Raw genomic sequence first — 20001 nt, forward strand, 5'->3', positions numbered from 1 at the left:
GCGCTGCTTTCTTACCATCATCTGGATTAGCAACGCTAAATCCACAATCCCGAATTCAAATTCCCAAGTTTAAAATTTCACCCTTACGCCCGCCAGTATGTTTCGACCGGCCTGTGGGTAATAGTTGTTATACGAAACTAGGCGACCCTCGCTGATGTAGCCATACGTGTAGCCGTTCGATTCGTAGCGTTCACTGAACAGGTTATTCACGAGCAGGGTAAACACGATCTCCTTCGCGAAGGTTGGTTTCAGCGTGTAGATGAATCGTAGATCATTTACGAAATAAGCGTTGATCTTCCGGTCGTTGCTGCTGGTGTTGTCTAGGAATTGCTGCCCGACGTATTTCGATAAAAAGCCGATTTCCAGCCCTTTAGCTGCCGTGAGCATCAACTGGGAGCCAGCAATAACGTTGGGTGAGAAAGCAATGTCTGTTTTGCTGAACTGGCGTGCTTCCTGCCCCGCATCTGAATCGAAGAACTGGGTGTAGTTCCGAATCTTGTTCTGGCTAAATGTGCCGTTCACACTCCAACGCAGCGTTTTAGTGAGCAACGTAGTGGCTTCGGCCTCAATGCCGGCGCGGTAGCTGCTGGGTACGTTGATCCGGTTGAACGCGCCTACGTCGTTGATGGCTCCGTTCAATACCAACTGGTTGCGGTAGTTCATGAAGTACCCGTTCAGGCTGAGGGCCACCCGGTCGGTGCGGGTTTTCACGCCGGCTTCCCAGTCATATAGCGTTTCAGCCAGCGGCCGACTGCCCGGTGTCGACTGCGTGTAGTCGTCGCGGTTGGGTTCTTTGTTGCCTACGCCAAACGACGCGTAAGCTGTAGTGCGGTCATTGACAGTATACGTAACGCCCGCTTTCGGGTTGAAAAACGTCAGCGACGCCTCCTGTTGCACGTTTTGCAACTGACGGTTGAAACCGAGAAACGAATAGTTGACCGAACGTACCTGCAAATCCAGGTAGGCATTCAGGGCTGACGTGAATTGGTAAAAGGCTTTCCCGTAGACGTTTACGTCTGTCTTGGTTGCGTCGTCTTCGTAATAACGGTAGGGTGTCACAGGCACGAACTGACCCGAAATAACCTCGCCGAAGTGCTTGCCCTGGTACCTGTTCAGTCCACCGCCGATGTTAGCCGTGAGCCGGTTCTTGTTGTCGTAATCGAACGAGAAAACGGTTCCGTAAAAGTCATTATCAAGCCAGCGGCGGCGCACAATGTTCGAGCGGCTGATCGTCGAATCGCGGATAACGACATTGGGCAGTCCGTATTTGCTGAGCTTATCGCCTTCTTTGAATTCTTCATAATACCCGCGCCCTTTCGTATAAAAGAGCGATACGTTGGCCCGCCAGTTGCGGCTCAACTCCGTCGACGTAATCAACTGATATTGATCCTGCTGATAATTATCGGTTTGGTTCGGGTACGTAAATTCGTTGTACGTCCGGTTGGTCGCCAGAATGTCTTCCGGTATGCCGTTCCAGGCCTGGTACGTTTTTTCCTGGCCCGAAAAGACGTTCAACCGGATAAAGCTTTTCTGGTTATAATACCCACCCGACAGATAAAACGATTTCAGATCCGACGCGGCCCGGTCGATGTAGCCATCCGATGCGATTTTCGACAGCCGCGCATCAACCACAAAATGCCCGGACATCAGGCCCGTTCCGGCCTGCACCGTCGCCCGGCGCGTGTTGAACGACCCGCCCGACAGGTTCACTTCGGCATACGGCTCTTTTTGCAGCGAGTTGGTCTGCACGTTCACACTGGCCCCAAACGCCCCGGCCCCATTGGTGGACGTACCCACGCCGCGCTGAATCTGCACGCTATTCACCGACGAGGCAAAATCGGGCATATTCACCCAGTATGTCCCCTGCGATTCGGCGTCGTTATACGGAATACCGTTGAGCGTAACGTTTACCCGCGTAGCATCGGACCCGCGAATACGAATGCCCGTGTAGCCCACGCCCGCACCTGCATCCGATGTGGTCACGACCGAGGGCGTGAAGTTGAGCAGCAGCGGCAAATCCTGCCCCAGATTTAGCTTGGTCAGGTCGCGCTTCGACACGTCGGTGTAGGCAATAGCCGATTTCTCGGTGGCTCGCGTCGCCAGCACAACTACCTCATCCATAACTACTTCGCTCTGATGCAGCCGGAAGGTAAGCGGTTCATCGGCTGGCACCTTAATGGTCTGGTCGGTAGGCTCATAACCCACCAGCGAGGCACGTACCTGATACGTACCCGGCCGAAGGTTGGTGAGCCGGAACGTACCTGACGCGTCGGTGTTGGTTCCTTTCAATGAACCATCGATCGTGATGGCAACGCCGGGTAGCGGGCTGCCGTTCGTTTCCCGAACAATGCCGGAAAGGGTAAGCGATTGCGCCCATACGGGCAGGTGGAACAGACACCACAACACTAGTGTGGCGGCAAAACGATAGGTCGTTGCGTTGGTCATCGAGACACAAACGGTTAACGATAAGGCGTAGGGGCCAGGCCTATCTTGGGTGAAAAATGGTTTGTAGTTTGAGGTTTGTAGTTGCTTCGCTTGAGGCGGGGAGTTGCTCTTTAGCAGCGCAACCACAAACCTCAAACCATAAACTACGAACTCGTTTACATTCCCTGCTGCGGCATTACCCGTGTACAGGTTCTATGGGTATAATCTCAGCCCGTTGTTATAAGGCACCCCTGAAAGATTAATGAGGCAAAGGTAATGTAAAAAAGAGTTCAACGTCTAAAGTTCCAAGCCCAAAGTCGCGCTGTTAATTAACCATGATGTGGCGTTGCAGCGCGACTTTGGGCTTGGAACTTTAGACGTTGAACTCTTTTTTACACCTCGACACTAAATGCCGATAGTTTCACGAACTGGTCGACCCGGTCCTGAATTTCGTCGGGCGAAAGATTCAGGATACGCTCGGCCCCGAATTTTTCGACGCAGAAAGAGGCCATTGCTGACCCGTAGATCACGGCTCGCTTCATGTTATCGAACGAAATGTCGTCGGTTTTGGCAATGTGGCCGATGAAACCGCCCGCGAAGGTGTCGCCCGCGCCGGTTGGGTCGAATACTGATTCCAGCGGCAGGGCAGGGGCGGCAAAGATTCGATCTTCGTGGAATAGCAACGCGCCGTGTTCCCCTTTCTTGATGATCACCGTTTTTGGCCCCATGCTCTTGATCGTAGCGGCGGCGCGTACGAGCGAATAATCATTGGTGAGCTGGCGGGCTTCTTCGTCGTTCAATACCAGCACGTCCACATCCTTCAGTAATGCTTTCAGGTCGTCGTTGGCAATCTCGATCCAAAGGTTCATCGTATCCAGCACGATCAGTTTGGGGCGGTTTGTCAGGCGTTTGATCACCAGGTGCTGAATAGCCGGGGCCGTATTACCCAGCATCAGGTACGTGCAAGTCTGATACGATTCGGGAATGACGGGGTCGAACTTTTCCATCACGTTAAGCTGCACCTCGACGGTGTCGCGCGAGTTCATATCGTTATGGTATTTGCCCGACCAGAAAAACGTTTTTTCGCCCTGCCGAATTTCCAGCCCCTCCACGTTTACGCCGTGGCTCACCAGGGTGTCGATCATGGTTTGCGGAAAATCGTCGCCAACAACGGCCACCAGGTTGTTTTCGCTGGTGAAGTACGAAGCCGACAGGGTAATGTACGTGGCGGCACCGCCAATGATTTTGTCGGTCTTGCCGAAGGGGGTTTCCAGGGCGTCGAACGCGACCGAACCCACGGTGAGTAAACTCATGCTGTTTGTAGTGTCAATTGATGCCCGCAAAGGTAAGCGTGAGTGGGTTATGTCTAGGCACGTTTGCCTGTTGAAGGGCACGACTCGCGAAGCAACATACAGTGCAAAGCAATGACTAAATCACTTTATGCCGTTTGAACTCCTTTTCGCGGTCGAATAAGTAGCGATACGTGATGTGGCGCTTGACGACTTTGCCGCCGAGCATTTTCGAGAAACGGATCATCCTGACGTTGAAATCGCCGATCCAGTTCAGTTCGAGCTTACTGAACTGGTGCTTTTTGCCACCCCACACCTCACGCGACGGGTACGCAATGGCAATGGCCGATTCGATGCCTTTTCCTTGATAATCAGGCACAACGCCGAAGATAACGCCAAAAGCTTTATTGGTTGGCTTCAGTAGTTTGTGGTACAGAAACGTCAGTTTGCCGCGTAAATCCATTTTGCCGTTTACGTGCTTGAAATACTGGTTCAGTTCAGGCAGCATGATGAAAAACGCCACCGGTTTTCGCTCAGGGCCGCTGCCATGATAGCCAAACCAGACCAGGTTTTCTTCCATCACCGGCTTCATCTTCTGCATCAGCGTCAGGGCTTTCTCCGTCGTCATGTCGGGCGTACCCAGGATTTTGGCCCACGCTTTGGTGTAGATTTCGGCAAAATCAGCGGCGTACTGGGGCAGTTTGTTCCGTTGAATATGCTCGAAGGTGTACTCCGGATTGTCCAGAATAGCCTGCGCCCGGTCGAGTACTTTTTGCTGCATCCCATTTTCCATCAGTTCATCGTAGTTGATGGGTAGCGCGAAGGTGTGTTGCTGGAAGTAATCCCGAAATCCATACGCCTCAAAAAACGGTACGTAATAGGGCTTGGTATACGGCATGCCGTAGTTCGGTTCTTTGTCGTAACCCTCCACAAGCAGGCCCCACCACCGGTCGCGGTCGCCGAAATTGATTGGGCCTTCCATTGCTTCCATGCCCCGTTCGGCAAGCCATGCGCGGCAGGTATCCAGTAGTTTAAAAGCGGCTGTCTGGTCATTGGTGCACTCAAAAAAGCCCATTCCGCCCGTTGGGTAGTCTTTTTCGGCCTTCAACGTTTTCTGATTGACGAATGCAGCTACCCGGCCAATCGTTTCGCCCGCGTCGTTTTTCAAGACCCACCGGATGCACTCGCCATCATCGAACAACTTGTTCCGTTTAGGGTCGAACACGCTTTCCAGATCATCGTCGAGTGGACGAATCCAGCAGGGGTCGTTTTTATAGAGGTGAACCGGCAGTTGAAGAAATTCGGTACGGAGGGCGGCGTTCTGGCCTACTTCGAGTAATTGCATGGGCGTAAAAATAAGGTCAAAGTTTAAGGTTTACGGTCTAAAGTTGCTTCGCTAACAGACTATTGGTAGTCAGGCGAAGCAACTTTAGACCGTAAACCTTAAACTTTGACCTTATTTTTGTGTCATGCAACCGCTCTCGCTCTACAATACACTTTCCCGCCAGAAAGAACAGTTTGAACCCATCAGCGCGCCCAACGTGGGCCTTTACGTCTGCGGACCAACGGTTTATAACTATGTTCACCTCGGCAATCTGCGCACCTTTCTGACCTTCGACAGCCTGTTTCGCTACCTGACATTCATTGGCTACAAAGTCAGGTACGTTCGGAATATTACCGATGTGGGCCACCTTGTGGGCGACGGCGACGAAGGCGAAGACAAAATTGGCCGGATGGCGAAGCTGGAGCAGATTGAGCCAATGGAGATTGTGCAACGCTACACCAACGATTTTCACGACGTGCTGCTCCAGTTTAATATGCGCCCGCCGAGCATTGAGCCAACGGCTACGGGGCACATGATCGAGCAAATCGAAGCTGTGAAGCTGTTGATCGACAAGAAGTTAGCTTACGAATCCAACGGGTCGGTGTATTTCGATATTGAGCAGTACAACAAGAACGGCGGCGACTACGGTAAACTGTCGGGCCGTATTCTGGACGATCTGCTCAACGAAACCCGCGAACTGGACGGACAGAGCGAAAAGCGAAATCCGCTGGATTTTGCGCTCTGGAAAAATGCCTCGCCCGAACACCTTATGCGCTGGCCGTCGCCCTGGGGTACTGGTTTTCCGGGCTGGCACCTCGAATGTACGTGCATGAGTACCAAGTATTTAGGTACGCAGTTCGATATTCACGGCGGCGGCATGGACCTGAAGTTTCCGCATCACGAATGCGAAATTGCCCAGGGAAACGGCCTCAACGACCGCGCGCCGGTGCGGTACTGGATGCACTCGAACATGCTGACGGTCAACGGCCAGAAGATGAGTAAATCGCTGGGTAACTCGTTCCTGCCCTCGCAGTTGTTTGCCGGTGATCACCCGTTGCTCGACCAAGCGTATTCGCCCATGACGGTACGGTTTTTCATGCTGCAATCGCACTACCGCAGCACGCTCGATTTTTCGAATGACGCCCTGAAAGCAGCGCAGAAAGGCTACAAACGGCTCGTAAACGGCTACCGGCTCATCAAGTCGATGACGTACCTGGCCGACGAAAGTGTGGGCATAGATCCGAAACAGGGCGAGGAAATTGCCAGCTACAATCAGGCTCTTTTTGCCGCCATGAACGACGACCTGAATACGGCCGTAACGATTGGCCACCTGTTTAGCCTGCTGAAAAAAGTGAACCAACTCGATACACGTCAGGTGTCGATGGGGCAATTGGGCGAAGAAGCGTTTAATCAGTTGAAAACCACGTTCATTCAGTTTTTTGAAGATGTGCTGGGCTTGCAGGAAGAAACCTCGCGCGACCAGACCGCGATGGTTGCCGGTATGCTCGACCTCTATCGCGAATACAAAACCCAGCGTCTGTACGATAAAGTCGATCAGGTACGCACCTATTTTAAATCGCAGGGCCTGGTCATCCGCGACATGAAACACCGAATCGACTGGGCGTATGAAGAGTAGCCGATTGAATGCGTAAATCTGGTCGCGCAGTGGTAGATGGCAGACGCCATCTCTACCACTGCGAAGCAAGTAGGCGCAGATCATGTAAAAACAGTACATTGCGTTGATCCTCATAAGGTTTGGGCCAACTACAATCAAAGCCGCCGGGCAACGTTCATTTATTGGTCATCGTGCTGGCGCAGTTTGCGGGCACGTCGCTATGGTTTGCCGGGAACGCTATTCTACCTAATCTGCAACCGCTACTCGGCACCACGGCGCTGAGTGGCTGGATCACCTCGGCGGTGCAACTGGGTTTCATCGCAGGTACGCTGGTCTACACCATCTTTCGCATTCCCGATACGTACCCGGCCCCGCGCGTTTTTCTGGTATCGGTAATCGCAGCGGCGGTATTTAATCTGCTCATTCTCGCCCTACCGCTTTTACCGGCTTACATACTGCTGAGCCGGTTTGGAACGGGTTTCTTTCTGGCTGGAGTGTATCCGGTGGGTATGAAAATCGCGGCCGACTGGTTCCGGCCGGTGCTTGGTCGGGTCATGGGCTTTCTGGTTGGCGCGTTGGTGCTGGGAACGGCCCTGCCACACCTGATACGCGGCGTGGGGCAGTCGCTGCCGTATCAGGACGTACTGCTCACCGTCAGTGTGCTGGCTGTGGCGGGTGGCCTGCTGTTGGTCTGGGTGATGCCCAAAACGGTGGTGACAGGTTCAGGTACGTTCAACCTGCGTGTTTTCCCGATGCTGTTGCGCCCCGGTGCCTTACGCGCTGGCGTGGTTGGGTACTTCGGGCATATGTGGGAACTGTATGCGCTTTGGGCCTTTTTGCCCGCACTACTCACCATCTATAGCCAGCTACACCCCGATTATCTGTTCAACAAATCAGTGTGGGCGTTCTATGGCATTGCGGCTGGGTTCCTCGGTTGCGCCGGTGGCGGATTACTGGCGTTGCGTATGGGAAGTCGGCAGGTAGCTACTGGTAATCTGGCCATTTCCTGCCTGTGTACGGCGCTGATACCGCTCGTAGTTCATGCATCGCCGATGCTGTTTCTGGGTTTCCTGCTCATCTATGGCGTCACGTTGGCCGGTGATTCGCCGCAACTGACCACGATCGTCTCGATCAACGTACCTGCCGAGATTCGGGGAAGTCTGCTGACACTGTTAACCTGTATCGGCTTCTCCATCACCATCATCTCCATTCAGACGCTGGCCTGGTTGTTGCCGTTTTCGGGCAACTCGGTGTGGGCGTTTTGGCTATTGGTGCCCGGGCCGGTTTTGGGTATCTGGGGCCTCGTGAACAAGCCGACTTCCTGATCGTTGTTCGGTATAGTACGCTGTTTTGGAACACCATCGCCAATTCACATCCGGTGAACCACACAGATGACGTACTTTTGGGCGTTCTGATAACAAACCGATTCGGTCTGTTGATACATTTTACTCATGAAAAAAACCTTCCTGGCCCTAGTGGCCTGTGCGCTGGTTAGTGCGGCCTGCGACGATAAAAAAAGTAGTTCGTCGGAAACGACCCAGACGGAAATGAAACTGGTTGCGGCCCCAACTTTTTCCGGCGATTCAGCCTATACATTCATTGAGAAGCAGATCGCTATTGGCCCACGTGTTCCCAACACACCGGCTCATGTGCGGGGCGGCGATTATATCGTAGCCACGCTAAAATCATACGGTGTCGAAGTAATCGAGCAGCCATTTACCGTAAAAGGCTGGGATGGTATCATGGTGAAAGGACGTAACATTATTGGGGTGATTAATCCGAAAGCCGAAAAGCGTCTGATGTTTTCGTCGCACTGGGATTCGCGCCGTTTTTCGGATCAGGATAGCCTGGAAGTGAATCATAAGAAACCGGTGCCCGCGGCCAATGATGGTGCCAGTGGCGTGGCCGTTCTGCTCGAAATGGCCCGGACCATTCAACAGGCAAAAGACAAGCCGACCGTGGGGGTTGATCTGGTCTTTTTTGATGCAGAAGACTGGGGTAATGGCGAGAAAGCCGTGGGCGACAAAGAGGCTGGTCACCCTGATATCGATTATGTAGGTTTCTGCTTAGGATCGCGTTACTGGGCCAAAAATCCGCACAAACCAGGTTATACCGCCTATTATGGCGTATTGCTCGACATGGTTGGAGCTAAAGGGGCCACCTTTCTGAAAGAAGGATACTCCCAGCAGTTCGCCCCCAGCGTAGTACAAACGATCTGGACAACAGCCAGCCAGTTAGGGTATAGCCAGTACTTTGTCGACAAAAATGGTGGTACCATTACCGACGACCATTTGGCACCCAATACCATTGCAAAAATTCCGATGGTCGATATTATTCACCTGAACGCGCTGAGTGGCGGCTTCTTCCACGACTGGCACACGGCCGAAGATGACATGCACAATATCGACCCAAACACGCTGAAGGCCGTTGGGCAAACGTTGGTTCAGGCGGTGTATAACGAGCAGCCATAAAACGGTATGAAGGCTGGACTTTGTGTTTGTCTCTGCGTAGGTTTCGGCCTGATTCATGGCTTAGCGTCGGCTCAACAGCCCCATTCCGCCCGTTCGCAATCGATAGATTCCGTTGCTGTGCAGCAGTTTCTGGCTGCTACAGGCCCGGCAGAGGAGGTGTTTTCGTTCTTCTCACTGCCCCTTTTGCGGTTCAATTCTGGCGTTTACATGGTATCGAATCGGATGTTTCCGCTACGTTCTTCTCCTGACTCGTTGGTGCAGTTGCCGATTGAGCGGGCTCACAGACAGGGGCGCCGGGCACGTATATCGGCGATAGCTACGGCCGTACCGTTAGCTGTCTTCACCTATTCGGTAACGCGCCTGGTCTTTTCACTGGGAAATGTGGTTGCCGGGCGTCAATCATCGTACGGTGGGCCAAACGGAGAGGTGATCAGGGTTTCAGGAATAGGCGTAGTTACGGGTATCACCGTTACCGGTGTATTCAATATCGCTTCATTAATAAATCTTCATAAGGGCGTGAAAAGACATAATAGCCGGTTTGGACGTAAGGTACCTTCCCTTTTCAATCCAAAAGGATTATAAGTTTAATCATTCTCCAGCCAGTTAATCTATACCATCACCTGATGAATTCTATGAGATCAATATTTGTGCTTGGATTAGTAACCCTGTTGCTTAGCTGCGCTGGCCCCGACAAGCTGGGTACGTTAGACCTGAAAGCCTGGCGTAACGATCGGGGCGGCTGTAACGGCGTTCGCCAGGGCTTGCTGGCAAATTTTACAACTGTACGCGACCAGTTCAAAGGTATTCATGTCAATGATCTGGGTAAGATGCTCGGCCGCCCCGATGTAAATGAAATCACTGATCGGAACGGAAAAATCTATGTGTATTACGTGGAGAAAGGCCCGCATTGTAGCGAGAATACCGGAGCTAAGTCAGCGGCTAAAAGCGTAGCCCTTCGGGTTAATTCCGTTGGAATGGTAACGGAAGTGTCAACTCAGAACGGAACGCCGTAGGCGAGTTCAACGTCATACGTAAAACTTTTTCCGTTCAATCATTTCTTCAACCACATCGGGCACCATATAGCGGATGGAGCGGTTGGCCCGGATGGCCTCGCGAATGTAGGTGGCCGAAATGTCGAGCAATGGCGCGGCGATCAGGCGTACATCTGGGTGATTGCGGAAGGGCGAAGGTTTTGCCAGTTCGCCAGGGCGAGCCGGTCGAGGGTATACGTAGAGGCCAAATTCGGTTAGCAGCCGTTCGTACTGTTTCCAGTTCGCAAACTGGTCCAGGTTGTCTTCGCCCATTAAGAGCTTAAACGTATGCTGCGGAAACTTCCGGCTCAACACATCCAATGTGTCGATGGTGTAACTGGGCTTCGGCATCGAGAACTCCACGTCAGTGGCCTTCAGGCGGCTATTGTCTGCAATAGCGCGCTCAACCATGTCGAGCCGATCAAATTCGTGTAATAAACTTTTCGTTTTCTTAAACGGATTCTGCGGCGACACGACAAACCAAACCTGCTCCAGGTCGGTACTGGTGGCCATTGTATTCGCCACAATCAAATGCCCAACGTGTATTGGGTTAAACGAACCAAAGAAAAGGCCGATTTTCATAAAAGAAAGTCCGCTGCCAAGGAACGTACCTGAGCCGAAACAGAGCAACAGAGGACGGAAGATACAAACGTTAAATTACCGTTGCTTTCGCGGGGACGACGCCTTCGTTGATGAAGTCGTCGATCAGTTTTTGGGCTTTCGCAAATGACTCTTCCAGGTCGTCGTTCACCAGCACTACGTCGAACCGATCCTGAAACGACATTTCAAAGTGGACTTTGAACAGGCGTTTCGACAGACTGTCTTCCGTTTCTGTCCCCCGGCCAATCAGGCGTTGTCGCAGGGTTTCTTCATCAGGCACCTTTACAAAAACGGCCAGCGCACGGTCGCCATAATATTGCTTTAATTTCAACCCTCCCTGCACATCTACATCGAACAGCACGTGTTTGCCCGTATCCCATACTCGCTGAATTTCGGATTTGAGCGTTCCATAGAAAGCGCCAACATATACTTCTTCCCATTCCACAAACTCATCAGCATCGATCTTGTGCTTGAACTCGTCAGGTGTCAGGAAGTAATAATCCTTGCCATTCTGTTCGGCTCGACCGCGACGGTCGCGTGTGCAGGCTGAAATAGAGAAGCCCAGGTTCTCATTTGATTGCAGCAGATGCCGGACAATGGTTGTTTTGCCAGAGCCGGAAGGAGCTGAGAAGATGATCAGTTTACCGTCCAAGTGGGGGGAAGTTTAATGGAAAGGAAACGTCATTAGGCTTCGCCGTTATTGATTGTCATTAGGTGGTCATTAATAGCATTTGTTGTAAAAAGCAATGAATGCTATCAATGACCACCTAATGACAATCAATGACGGCGAAGCCTAATGACGTTTCTTCTGCAAAGGTACAAAAAACGAATCGGGGTAAATGAGGGGCCGGTTGGCTCACTCATTTACCCCGAAGGCATTGGTTCAAAAAATCTTAATTGAAGGTAGCAATACGGCTACGGATATCATCGATAATCCGTTCTGGACAGCACCTTTTTTCCATCTTATTCTGAAGGAGAGCTTTCATCTCTTTCTCAAGGTGGTACATTTTAATACAGGGCTGGCACGATTCCAGATTGCGCTTCAATTTCTCAAGGTCCTGTTCGCTCGCTGCTCCGTCGAGTACCGATTGAATAAACTTCAGACAGTCGCTTTGGTGTTCACACGAATGTTTCATACTCTCCGGTACCTCTGGCGACGATGTTGGCAAAGACGTTTGCATTGGAAAAATTTCATTTATTCCAAAATTAGTTATATTGTTGCTATTGGTCTAACCAAAGTCTGTATCGTAAAAGTTCGGTTTAGTCGTCAATATTTTCGTTATAACCCATCGAAGCCGCATAATCTCGCAGCTTTTCCTTCAACAAGTTACGTGCCCGGTGTAACCGAGATCGTACCGTACCGATAGGAATGTCGAGGATCTTGGCCATTTCTTCATATGTGAATCCTTCAATATCACAGAGAATAATGACCGTCCGAAAATCGACGGGTAACGAGTTTAATGCTGTTGCAACTTCATCGCCGATCAGATCTGACACCGTCTCGGCCCGAAGGTCGACCGTATGCTCAGTTTCTGAATCTTCCGAGTTGTAAGTGGTCTCAACGTCTTGGTAATCAACCTTGGCGGGCTCCTTACTCTTCTTCCGATAATCGTTAATAAAGCTATTCTTCAGGATTCTGAACAGCCACGCTTTGGCGTTGGTTCCCTGTTCAAATGATGAGATAAACCGGAAGGCCTTCAGGTACGTATCCTGTACAAGATCGTTGGCATCGTCTTCGTCCATTGTCAGGCGAAAGGCGAAGTTGTACATGGAGTCAATATGAGGCATGAACTCCTTATTGAAGATCCGGTATTTCTGATCGTCGGTATATCCGCGAGTGGGCGTCGTATCTGACATAGTTTCGGGCATTGTCGACATAAAAGTAGGCGTTAAAGTCGGTTTGCCTCGACAGCCGCCAGATTTTACGCAGTTCTGAAAGAGAGACTGCGCTGGCAGAGGCCGGTATACAGTCTACTGCAAAAACCAAACCTTTGTTTAACTAAAAGGTTTACCGGCCAAAATGGCAGAACCAAACAAAAGGCATCGGTGTTGCAGCGGGCATCAACGTGGCAGAAATATAGACATCCGGGCAACGAATAAGTCACGAATTACTGGGCCGCCCGGTGTTCGCTTCTCATTATCGTCTGGCGAAGAATTGAATCAGGGTAATACTTACTGTTGTAAACAAGGTGCTGGCCAGTGTACGGAGGGCCGTTGGTACGAGAAGTGATACGCTGCCTGCCTCGATCAGAAAGAGCGTGGCATGATGAATCAGAACCAGCACAAACACATACTTAAAGAAGTCGGTGAACCCCAGTTCCTGTAACGTAAACACAACGCGTGACTCCTGGATGCGCTGGCTCATCTGTACCCGTACTACCAGAGGGCGCAGGTACGTCATCAATACCGTAGCTGCTGCGTGGATGCCCAGGGTATTATAGAACGTATCGACGATTATGCCGGTGGCAAAAGCGAGCAGTAACAACCAGGTCTGGCTGATCTCATTCGGCATCAGCAGAATACAGGCTACATAGAGGAAGCAAAAGCCATAGTCGAACAGGACCAGATTGCGAACGATCAGAATCTGGAGGAACAGATACAGCAGGAAAAGGGAAACAAGAACAAGAATTTCGCGAAGGGTCATTTAGTCGGTGGGGCGTTACGTACTACGGGGTTCCGGTCATTTCTCGCTGTCGACCTGTTTTTCCAGTTGCTCCTGCTGAGTAGCCAGGTTATTTTCAACAACGTATACGTATGACAGATTGCCAAAATTAGTCGACAGATCGATTAGTAAGTCGTGGAACGTTTGATTTGCCTGCACACCGATCGTTCGCACCCGGCCAATAAGAATACCTGGTGGAAAATTAGAATTTTGATCCGACGTCACTACCGAATCCCCTTTACTCACGGGCTTATAGCGCGAAATGTCGAGCAGCGTCATCTGCGTTGGATCGCTACCCAGCCAGCGGGCAGTACCGATCTCGTTGGCTTTGGCCAATTTTGCCGACACCCGGAATTCGGAATGCAGGATTGACGTGATAACGGAAAAATGTTCATTGCAGAAACGTACCCGTCCTACTATCCCTGCGGGTGAGATTACGCCCATACCCGGCCTGATACCATCCGCTGTACCCTTGTCGATAGTCAGGTAATTGTTGGCGAGCGTGGTCGTGTTATTGACAACCTTACCAACCGTGAATTTAAAGCGGGTGGCAAAAACAGAGTCGGCTTTGTACAGGGGCGGGGCTATTGGGTTGCGTTCCTGTTGCTGTTGCGTTAGCTGGGTGCGGAGGCGAAGGTTTTCGGCGGCCAGATCAGCGTTAACCTGCCGTAAGCTGGTGTATTCTCGTGCGGTATTCGACCACGTCAGCAGTTGAGCGGCGTACTTATTCGACGTATTGAAAAAACTCGTGCTCCAGTAGTTGTTTGTATTGATGATAAAGTAAAAGCACATCACTTCCAGCAACACAAACAGAATGAAGTTGCGGCTCTGGGCAATAAAGGCAAAGAGTTGTTCCAACGGGAAAGAATGGTGTCTTAAGGTGTGCTTCTAGTCTGCATGGAAAGTCAATTGCCCTTCTTTTGCTGTAGGCTCCGCGCCTCGGGCCCTTCGACAAGCTCAGGGCGACAGATAGCCCAGGTACGTTAAGAACGAACTTGAGTGTCCTGTCACCCTGAGCTTGTCGAAGGGCCCGAGGCGCGGAGCCTACAGCAAAATCACTACGATGACTACAAACAGGTTACGAAATCAGTACTGATTTGTAGAGATCAAGATTTTTGATCACTTCGCCGGTTCCTTTCACTACTGCTTTAAGCGGGTCATCGGCTACATGAATGGGTAGCTTCGTTTTGCTGGCCAGTCGTTTGTCGAGGCCGTGCAACAAGGCACCGCCACCCGTCAGGTGAATACCGTTGGTGTAAATATCGGCCGACAGCTCGGGAGGCGACACCTCCAGGGCTTTCATCACGGCTTCTTCGATCTTCGAAATCGATTTGTCGAGGGCGTAGGCGATTTCGCTGTAGGTAACCTTGATTTCTTTCGGAATCCCCGTCATCAAATCGCGACCCCGGATTTCGTAATCGGCCGGTGGATTGTCGAGTTCGGGCAGGGCTGAGCCAACCTCCATTTTAATCTGCTCGGCCGAGCGTTCACCGATCAGCAGGTTATGTTCGCGACGCATGTAATCCACGATGTCGCGGGTGAATACGTCGCCGGCAATCCGGATCGATTGTTCACATACGATACCTGACAGGGCGATAACCGCAATTTCGGTTGTGCCACCGCCAATGTCGACGATCATGGTTCCGTTGGGCTGTGTAATGTCGATGCCTATACCAATAGCAGCGGCGATTGGTTCGTGTACCATATACACCTCCTTGGCCCCTGCGTGTTCGGCTGAGTCTTTAACAGCGCGTTTTTCTACTTCTGTGATGCCCGAAGGAATGCAGATGACCATACGATGTGAGGGGGAGAATAGCCGGTTGCCCGACTCAATCATTTTAATCAACCCCCGAATCATCAACTCCGCTGCTGTAAAGTCAGCAATTACCCCGTCTTTCAGCGGGCGGATCGTCTTAATGTTTTCGTTCGTCTTTTCGTGCATCTGCATCGCTTTGTGACCAATTGCCAGCACTTTACCGCTGACTTTGTCCATGGCGATGATCGACGGCTCGTCGACTACAATACGGTCTTTATGAATAATAAGGGTGTTGGCCGTACCCAAATCGATAGCAATGTCGCTGGTCAAAAAATTAAAAAGTCCCATTTCAGGCTGGTTACGTATAAATACTATGCTTGTAAGATAGTGTCATTCGTAGTCATTGGTTGTTATTCATCGTCATTCATTTGCTTTTTCGCTAAAAAACTATGAATGGCAATCAATAACCATGAATGACAGTAAACGACGTTTCCGTTGATTATACAAAAGTAGGGATAATAAAAGACAACTTTAGCCCACTGTTTAAATGGACTTTTCTTTTTACGCGTGATTGTCAGCCTGTAAACGCCAAACCCGCCTGAACAGAGGTGTTCGGGCGGGTTTGATTGATAATGGCAAGAAAAACAAACTATTTCGCAGCCTCGTTTTTCTGGTCCTGAACTTCTGAACGGATCTGCTGGGCCATCGTTTTCAGGTCCTGCATACCTTTCCGTACACGAGTTCCGGCAGCCTGATTCTTCTTGTCATAGAATTTGTCGAAGTCGCCTTCGAGTGACATAATCAGGTTTTTTACTTCCTCAAAGCGTGTCATACGATTGGGGTTTAAGTGTGAAAAGTGCTTAAATGCGCTAAAAACGCGTATTTGGGCGAAATATAGTTATTCTCGTATACACCGCAAGAGCACTGTCAAAAAAATAACCGAATAATACAACTTAAACCCCTATCCCTTACTCAGCGGCAGACTCTGTAACCCCGATTTGTGCCATTTCAGCCATTCCGGTAGGTTTTTGCTGTACGTAGTAACCATTTTTCAGCTTTTCGACGATCTCACTGAAAACGGTAAGCGTGTAGGCAACATCGTCGAGCGAGTGGGCCGCTGTTGGAATTACGCGAAGCATAATAATTTCTTTTGGAACGACTGGGTACGTTACAATTGAGCAGAAAATGCCATAGGTTTCCCGCAGTTCGCGCACCATCGCCGTAGCCGCTACAATACCGCCATCATTTTGCAATAGTACAGGTGTAACCGGTGATTCTGTCTGGCCAATGTCGAAGCCCCGCTCACGCAGGCCGCTTTGCAGCGCCCGTACGTTTTCCCACAGTTTCTCGCGTAGTTCGGGGTGTTTTTTGATCAGCTCCAGCCGCTTCATGGCCCCCACAACCAGTGGCATTGGCAGGGCTTTAGCGTAAATCTGCGACCGCATGTTGTACTTCAGGTACATGATCACGTCGGCATCAGCGGCCACAAACGCGCCGATGGACGCCATTGACTTGGCGAATGTTGAAAAGTAAACATCAATGCCGTCCTGGCAGCCGAAGTGCTCGCCAACGCCTGCGCCGGTAGCGCCCATCGTGCCGAAGCCGTGAGCATCGTCTACGAAGAGCCGGAATTCATATTTTTCTTTCAGGGCAACAATCTTGTCGAGGCTCCCTATTTTACCCGACATGCCAAAAACGCCTTCGCTGATGACCAGAACGCCACCGCCGGTTTCGGCCGCTTTTTTGGTTGCCCGCTTCAGGTTGGTCTCCAGGCTGGCCATGTCGTTATGGTTGAACTTATAATAGTCGCCCATTTTGGCTTTGTGCAGCCGGATACCGTCAATGATACAGGCGTGGCACTCGGCGTCATACACGATAATGTCGCGACGGTCAACCAGTGCTTCGATGGCCGACATAACGCCCTGATAGCCGAAGTTGAGCAGGAACGAGTCCTGTTTGCCAACGAACGTAGCCAACTGCTGTTCCAGTTCCTCGTGCAGATCGCTATTGCCCGACATGAGACGAGCGCCCATCGGATAGGCAAGACCCCAGTCGGCGGCGGCTTTTGCGTCGGCTTCGCGTACTTCGGGGTGATTGGCCAGACCCAGGTAGTTGTTCAAACTCCAGTTAAGCATGCGCTTACCGAAGAACATCATGTGGGGGCCCAACTCGCCGGTCAGGCGTGGAAAGGCAAAGTAGTGATGCCCGTCAAAGAGCACAGAATTCGATCCTATTGGGCCGAGGTTGTTGCGTAGTTTCTCAAATAAATCCACTTTATGATGCCGTTTAAGGGCCTAAAGCCCTGTTTTCGATCTATTTAGTGCAAATTTAGGGAATAATGTATAATGCACAATGTACAATGCATACTGGCTTCGCCTTGGAGACGCTCTCCAGCAGGCGAAGCCAGTATGCATTGTACATTGTGCATTATACATTATTCCCTACAAAACAGGGTGTTTCTTATGCCAATCTGTCGCATCCTGATAGGCTTTGGCAACGGCCAGTACAGACCCTTCGGCGAAAAGTTGCCCGTTGAACGTAATACTGGTAAGGGTTTGCTGCGCGTTGAATCCGTTCGGTAAGACCACACAGGGGTGGCCCGTCAGGTTGGTAAGCGTGAGGTTGCCGCCCGCATACGTGGGCGAGATATACACATCGACCTGCGCTTTTTTCAGCACATCATGCATCTGGTTGATCAACTGGGTACGTATACGGTTGGCCTGCAAATACTCGACCGCCGGAATGAAACGCGACGATCTGAACTCGTTGGGCCAGGCTGATTTGCCCTGCCGCACCATCAGGCTATCGCGATTCGAGCGGGTCAGTTCATCGAAGGCGGCGGCTCCTTCAACACCGATGATCAGGGTTAGAGCACCATAGCGGAAAGGAGGAAGTTCGATGGGAACCAGGGTAGCACCAAGTTTGGCAAGCAGCTCAAGCGTGGCCTTATCATTGGCTTTGTTGGGATAGTCGCTGTCGAAGGCTTTTTGCACGATACCGATCCGCATGCCTTTCAACGAAGGTTGCGGCGCGTAGCGGAATGGTACGTTCTGCACCGTTGGGTCGAGGTTGTCGGGACCTTGGATAGCGTTGAAAACCAGGGCGCAATCCTCAACCGAACGGGTCATGGGGCCAATCTTATCCATCGACCAGGATAAAGCCATTGCTCCGTGGCGGCTTACTCGCCCGTAGGTTGGGCGCAGGCCCGTGACGCCACAAACGGTCGATGGCGACACAATGGAACCCAGCGTTTCGGTGCCAATGGCAAAGGGTAGCAGCCCGGCCGCTACGGTACTACCCGACCCCGCCGATGAGCCACTCGAACCCATCTCCGATTTCCAGGGGTTACGGCTTTTGCCTCCAAACCAGACGTCGCCCATCGCCAGTTCGCCCATCGCCAGTTTGGCGCATAGTACGGCACCGGCATCTTCCAGGCGTTTAATGACTGTAGCATCATAATCAAGCACCTGATCTTTGTATGGCACGGAGCCCCATGTTGTTTTGTAGCCACGGCGGGCCAGCAAATCTTTCGCTCCGTACGGAATCCCGTGTAGCGGTCCCCGGTATTTACCGGCTTTAATCTCGCTATCGGCGCGGCGAGCCTGTTGCAGAGCCAGTTCTTCAGTGAGGGTGATTACATTGAACAGCTTCGGGCTGTAGGCTTTCAGGCGGGTTAGAAAAAACTGGGTCAGCGCTTCGGACGAAATCTGCTTCGTTCGAATCAGTTCACCCAATTGACCTACCGTATAAAACGCCAACTCGTCGCGGCTGGCGGGCAGACGTACCTGGCCCGGTGCCGACGCTTTGAACGAACTGGCACCGGTGGGCAGGACAAAGCCTGTAGGGAGCGGGTTGAAATACAGGGCGGGCGCCACATCATTGGTCAGCTTAACGGTCCGGATCGTCTCGAAATCGCGACGCTGATCGGTAAGGTTGTCGAGCATGGAATCGCGCTCGGCCCGGGTAAAGGAAAGACCAAACACCTTAGCCGCCACATCGGCCATTTCGGCAGTAAGTGGCTGTTTGGGGTCGTCGTAGCTGGTAATGAACGCACCGGCGGTAAAACTAACCGCGCAGATGAGAAGAAGACGTATTTGTTTGTGCATGAAGTAACTAGTTTTCTGTTTACAGGCTACAGCTTTCTGTTATGCTGCTGTTCAACAACACGATAATAAGCAGTGTAACGGAAAACTGTAGCCTGTAAACAGAAAACTATTTTCCCGCAGGAGGCATAGCGGGTTGAAACTCCTTCACATACGTAGTTGCCTTGAAGTCGTCGAACTTCTCTTTGGTCTGGTAATTGCCGCCAAAATAGGTGATCACCTGATGGAACATACGCGGCTCCAGATACCCGGCAATGGGCTGGATCATCGCCATCTTTTCGTCCAGAAAAACGGTTGACGGGTAACTCATCTTTCCCTGCAACAGACTGACGGCCAGTTCGTGGGCGTTGCCCTGCTTGCGGAATGTCTGACCGCCAACGGTGATGTCGGCATCCTGCTCGGCATCGAGTTTTACGGCGTAGAAATGTTCGTTTACGTAGTCGATGATGGCGGGTTGGCTGAAGGTCTTCTGATCCATCACCTTGCACCAGCCACACCAGCCCGTATACACGTCGATGATGATCTTGCGCGGGGCTTTCTGATTTAACTCGTGTGCTTCCTTGAAACTGATCCAGTTTATTTTTTTGCCTTCGCGGGCGGGCGGATCGGCCACGTACCGATCGGCCGAGGGGCGGAAGGAGGCAAACAGGCCAGCAAGCAGCAGGGTGAGCAATAAAGCAGACAAACGCATGAGCAGGAGATGTTAACGATTTTGACAAATATCGT

General features: G+C 51.5%; 18 protein-coding genes and 1 riboswitch. Of the genes, 5 read left to right on the forward strand and 13 right to left on the reverse strand.

Annotated elements, in window-relative coordinates:
* Positions 1-69: 69 nt before the first annotated feature.
* The 3 genes from ACFE8Q_RS01355 to ACFE8Q_RS01365 form a co-directional block, all read right to left on the reverse strand.
* Positions 70-2445 (reverse strand): TonB-dependent receptor, encoded by a 2376-nt coding sequence (locus tag ACFE8Q_RS01355; RefSeq protein WP_375443553.1) that lies wholly within the window; start codon positions 2443-2445, stop codon positions 70-72.
* 143 nt (positions 2446-2588) lie between these two features.
* Positions 2589-2686, reverse strand: a riboswitch (TPP riboswitch).
* Between the two features lie 130 nt (positions 2687-2816).
* Positions 2817-3737, reverse strand: coding sequence for a PfkB family carbohydrate kinase (locus ACFE8Q_RS01360; RefSeq protein WP_375443554.1), 921 nt, complete (start codon positions 3735-3737; stop codon positions 2817-2819).
* 115 nt (positions 3738-3852) lie between these two features.
* On the reverse strand, positions 3853-5058 hold the full coding sequence (locus ACFE8Q_RS01365) for a hypothetical protein (protein ID WP_375443555.1): 1206 nt from the start codon (positions 5056-5058) through the stop codon (positions 3853-3855).
* Positions 5059-5182: 124 nt separating this feature from the next.
* Here ACFE8Q_RS01365 and cysS point away from each other — a divergent pair, with 124 nt between their 5' ends.
* The 5 genes from cysS (at position 5183) to ACFE8Q_RS01390 (ending at position 10136) form a co-directional block, all read left to right on the forward strand.
* The gene (cysS, locus tag ACFE8Q_RS01370; RefSeq protein WP_375443556.1) at positions 5183-6673 is read left to right on the forward strand and encodes a cysteine--tRNA ligase; all 1491 of its coding nucleotides are present in this window, start codon (positions 5183-5185) and stop codon (positions 6671-6673) included.
* 119 nt (positions 6674-6792) lie between these two features.
* A complete protein-coding gene (locus ACFE8Q_RS01375; RefSeq protein WP_375443557.1) occupies positions 6793-7977 on the forward strand; it encodes an MFS transporter in 1185 nt (394 codons plus the stop codon).
* 126 nt (positions 7978-8103) lie between these two features.
* Entirely contained in the window at positions 8104-9123 is a 1020-nt protein-coding gene (locus ACFE8Q_RS01380) for a M28 family peptidase (RefSeq protein ID WP_375443558.1), read from the forward strand.
* Positions 9124-9129: 6 nt separating this feature from the next.
* Positions 9130-9705 (forward strand): hypothetical protein, encoded by a 576-nt coding sequence (locus ACFE8Q_RS01385; RefSeq protein WP_375443559.1) that lies wholly within the window; start codon positions 9130-9132, stop codon positions 9703-9705.
* Positions 9706-9755: 50 nt separating this feature from the next.
* On the forward strand, positions 9756-10136 hold the full coding sequence (locus ACFE8Q_RS01390) for a hypothetical protein (RefSeq protein ID WP_375443560.1): 381 nt from the start codon (positions 9756-9758) through the stop codon (positions 10134-10136).
* A gap of 12 nt (positions 10137-10148) precedes the next feature.
* On the opposite strand, the gene nadD is transcribed toward ACFE8Q_RS01390, so the two are convergent.
* The 10 genes from nadD to ACFE8Q_RS01440 all read right to left on the reverse strand — a co-directional run bounded on the left by nadD (position 10149) and on the right by ACFE8Q_RS01440 (position 19966).
* On the reverse strand, positions 10149-10736 hold the full coding sequence (nadD, locus tag ACFE8Q_RS01395; protein WP_375443561.1) for a nicotinate (nicotinamide) nucleotide adenylyltransferase: 588 nt from the start codon (positions 10734-10736) through the stop codon (positions 10149-10151).
* 70 nt (positions 10737-10806) lie between these two features.
* Positions 10807-11406, reverse strand: coding sequence for a guanylate kinase (gene gmk, locus ACFE8Q_RS01400; protein WP_375443562.1), 600 nt, complete (start codon positions 11404-11406; stop codon positions 10807-10809).
* A gap of 608 nt (positions 11407-12014) precedes the next feature.
* Positions 12015-12632, reverse strand: coding sequence for a sigma-70 family RNA polymerase sigma factor (locus ACFE8Q_RS01405; protein ID WP_085411381.1), 618 nt, complete (start codon positions 12630-12632; stop codon positions 12015-12017).
* A gap of 259 nt (positions 12633-12891) precedes the next feature.
* Entirely contained in the window at positions 12892-13398 is a 507-nt protein-coding gene (locus ACFE8Q_RS01410; RefSeq protein WP_375443563.1) for a hypothetical protein, read from the reverse strand.
* 36 nt (positions 13399-13434) lie between these two features.
* Positions 13435-14274 (reverse strand): rod shape-determining protein MreC, encoded by an 840-nt coding sequence (gene mreC, locus ACFE8Q_RS01415; protein WP_375443564.1) that lies wholly within the window; start codon positions 14272-14274, stop codon positions 13435-13437.
* Between the two features lie 220 nt (positions 14275-14494).
* Positions 14495-15520: a rod shape-determining protein gene (locus ACFE8Q_RS01420; protein WP_085411377.1), complete on the reverse strand. Its 1026-nt coding sequence runs from the start codon at positions 15518-15520 to the stop codon at positions 14495-14497.
* A 301-nt stretch (positions 15521-15821) separates the two neighbouring features.
* Positions 15822-16004 (reverse strand): histone H1, encoded by a 183-nt coding sequence (locus ACFE8Q_RS01425; protein WP_375443565.1) that lies wholly within the window; start codon positions 16002-16004, stop codon positions 15822-15824.
* A gap of 136 nt (positions 16005-16140) precedes the next feature.
* A complete protein-coding gene (locus ACFE8Q_RS01430; protein ID WP_375443566.1) occupies positions 16141-17445 on the reverse strand; it encodes an aminotransferase class I/II-fold pyridoxal phosphate-dependent enzyme in 1305 nt (434 codons plus the stop codon).
* Between the two features lie 168 nt (positions 17446-17613).
* Positions 17614-19278, reverse strand: a complete 1665-nt coding sequence (locus ACFE8Q_RS01435) for an amidase (RefSeq protein WP_375443567.1) — start codon at positions 19276-19278, stop codon at positions 17614-17616.
* Positions 19279-19384: 106 nt separating this feature from the next.
* On the reverse strand, positions 19385-19966 hold the full coding sequence (locus ACFE8Q_RS01440) for a thioredoxin family protein (RefSeq protein WP_375443568.1): 582 nt from the start codon (positions 19964-19966) through the stop codon (positions 19385-19387).
* Between the last annotated feature and the right edge of the window lie 35 nt (positions 19967-20001).

Origin of the sequence: uncultured Fibrella sp. (assembly GCF_964250085.1) — a bacterium.
GTDB lineage: Bacteria > Bacteroidota > Bacteroidia > Cytophagales > Spirosomataceae > Fibrella.

Excerpts from the sequence above, each read along its gene's own strand:
- ACFE8Q_RS01440 (WP_375443568.1), bottom strand. The coding sequence starts at position 19,966 with ATGCGTTTGTCTGCTTTATTGCTCACCCTGCTGCTTGCTGGCCTGTTT.
- ACFE8Q_RS01385 (WP_375443559.1), top strand. The coding sequence starts at position 9,130 with ATGAAGGCTGGACTTTGTGTTTGTCTCTGCGTAGGTTTCGGCCTGATT.
- ACFE8Q_RS01355 (WP_375443553.1), bottom strand. The coding sequence starts at position 2,445 with ATGACCAACGCAACGACCTATCGTTTTGCCGCCACACTAGTGTTGTGG.
- ACFE8Q_RS01380 (WP_375443558.1), top strand. The coding sequence starts at position 8,104 with ATGAAAAAAACCTTCCTGGCCCTAGTGGCCTGTGCGCTGGTTAGTGCG.
- ACFE8Q_RS01420 (WP_085411377.1), bottom strand. The coding sequence starts at position 15,520 with ATGGGACTTTTTAATTTTTTGACCAGCGACATTGCTATCGATTTGGGT.
- cysS (WP_375443556.1), top strand. The coding sequence starts at position 5,183 with ATGCAACCGCTCTCGCTCTACAATACACTTTCCCGCCAGAAAGAACAG.
- ACFE8Q_RS01410 (WP_375443563.1), bottom strand. The coding sequence starts at position 13,398 with ATGACCCTTCGCGAAATTCTTGTTCTTGTTTCCCTTTTCCTGCTGTAT.
- ACFE8Q_RS01360 (WP_375443554.1), bottom strand. The coding sequence starts at position 3,737 with ATGAGTTTACTCACCGTGGGTTCGGTCGCGTTCGACGCCCTGGAAACC.
- ACFE8Q_RS01405 (WP_085411381.1), bottom strand. The coding sequence starts at position 12,632 with ATGTCGACAATGCCCGAAACTATGTCAGATACGACGCCCACTCGCGGA.
- ACFE8Q_RS01365 (WP_375443555.1), bottom strand. The coding sequence starts at position 5,058 with ATGCAATTACTCGAAGTAGGCCAGAACGCCGCCCTCCGTACCGAATTT.
- ACFE8Q_RS01435 (WP_375443567.1), bottom strand. The coding sequence starts at position 19,278 with ATGCACAAACAAATACGTCTTCTTCTCATCTGCGCGGTTAGTTTTACC.
- ACFE8Q_RS01390 (WP_375443560.1), top strand. The coding sequence starts at position 9,756 with ATGAGATCAATATTTGTGCTTGGATTAGTAACCCTGTTGCTTAGCTGC.
- ACFE8Q_RS01425 (WP_375443565.1), bottom strand. The coding sequence starts at position 16,004 with ATGACACGCTTTGAGGAAGTAAAAAACCTGATTATGTCACTCGAAGGC.
- nadD (WP_375443561.1), bottom strand. The coding sequence starts at position 10,736 with ATGAAAATCGGCCTTTTCTTTGGTTCGTTTAACCCAATACACGTTGGG.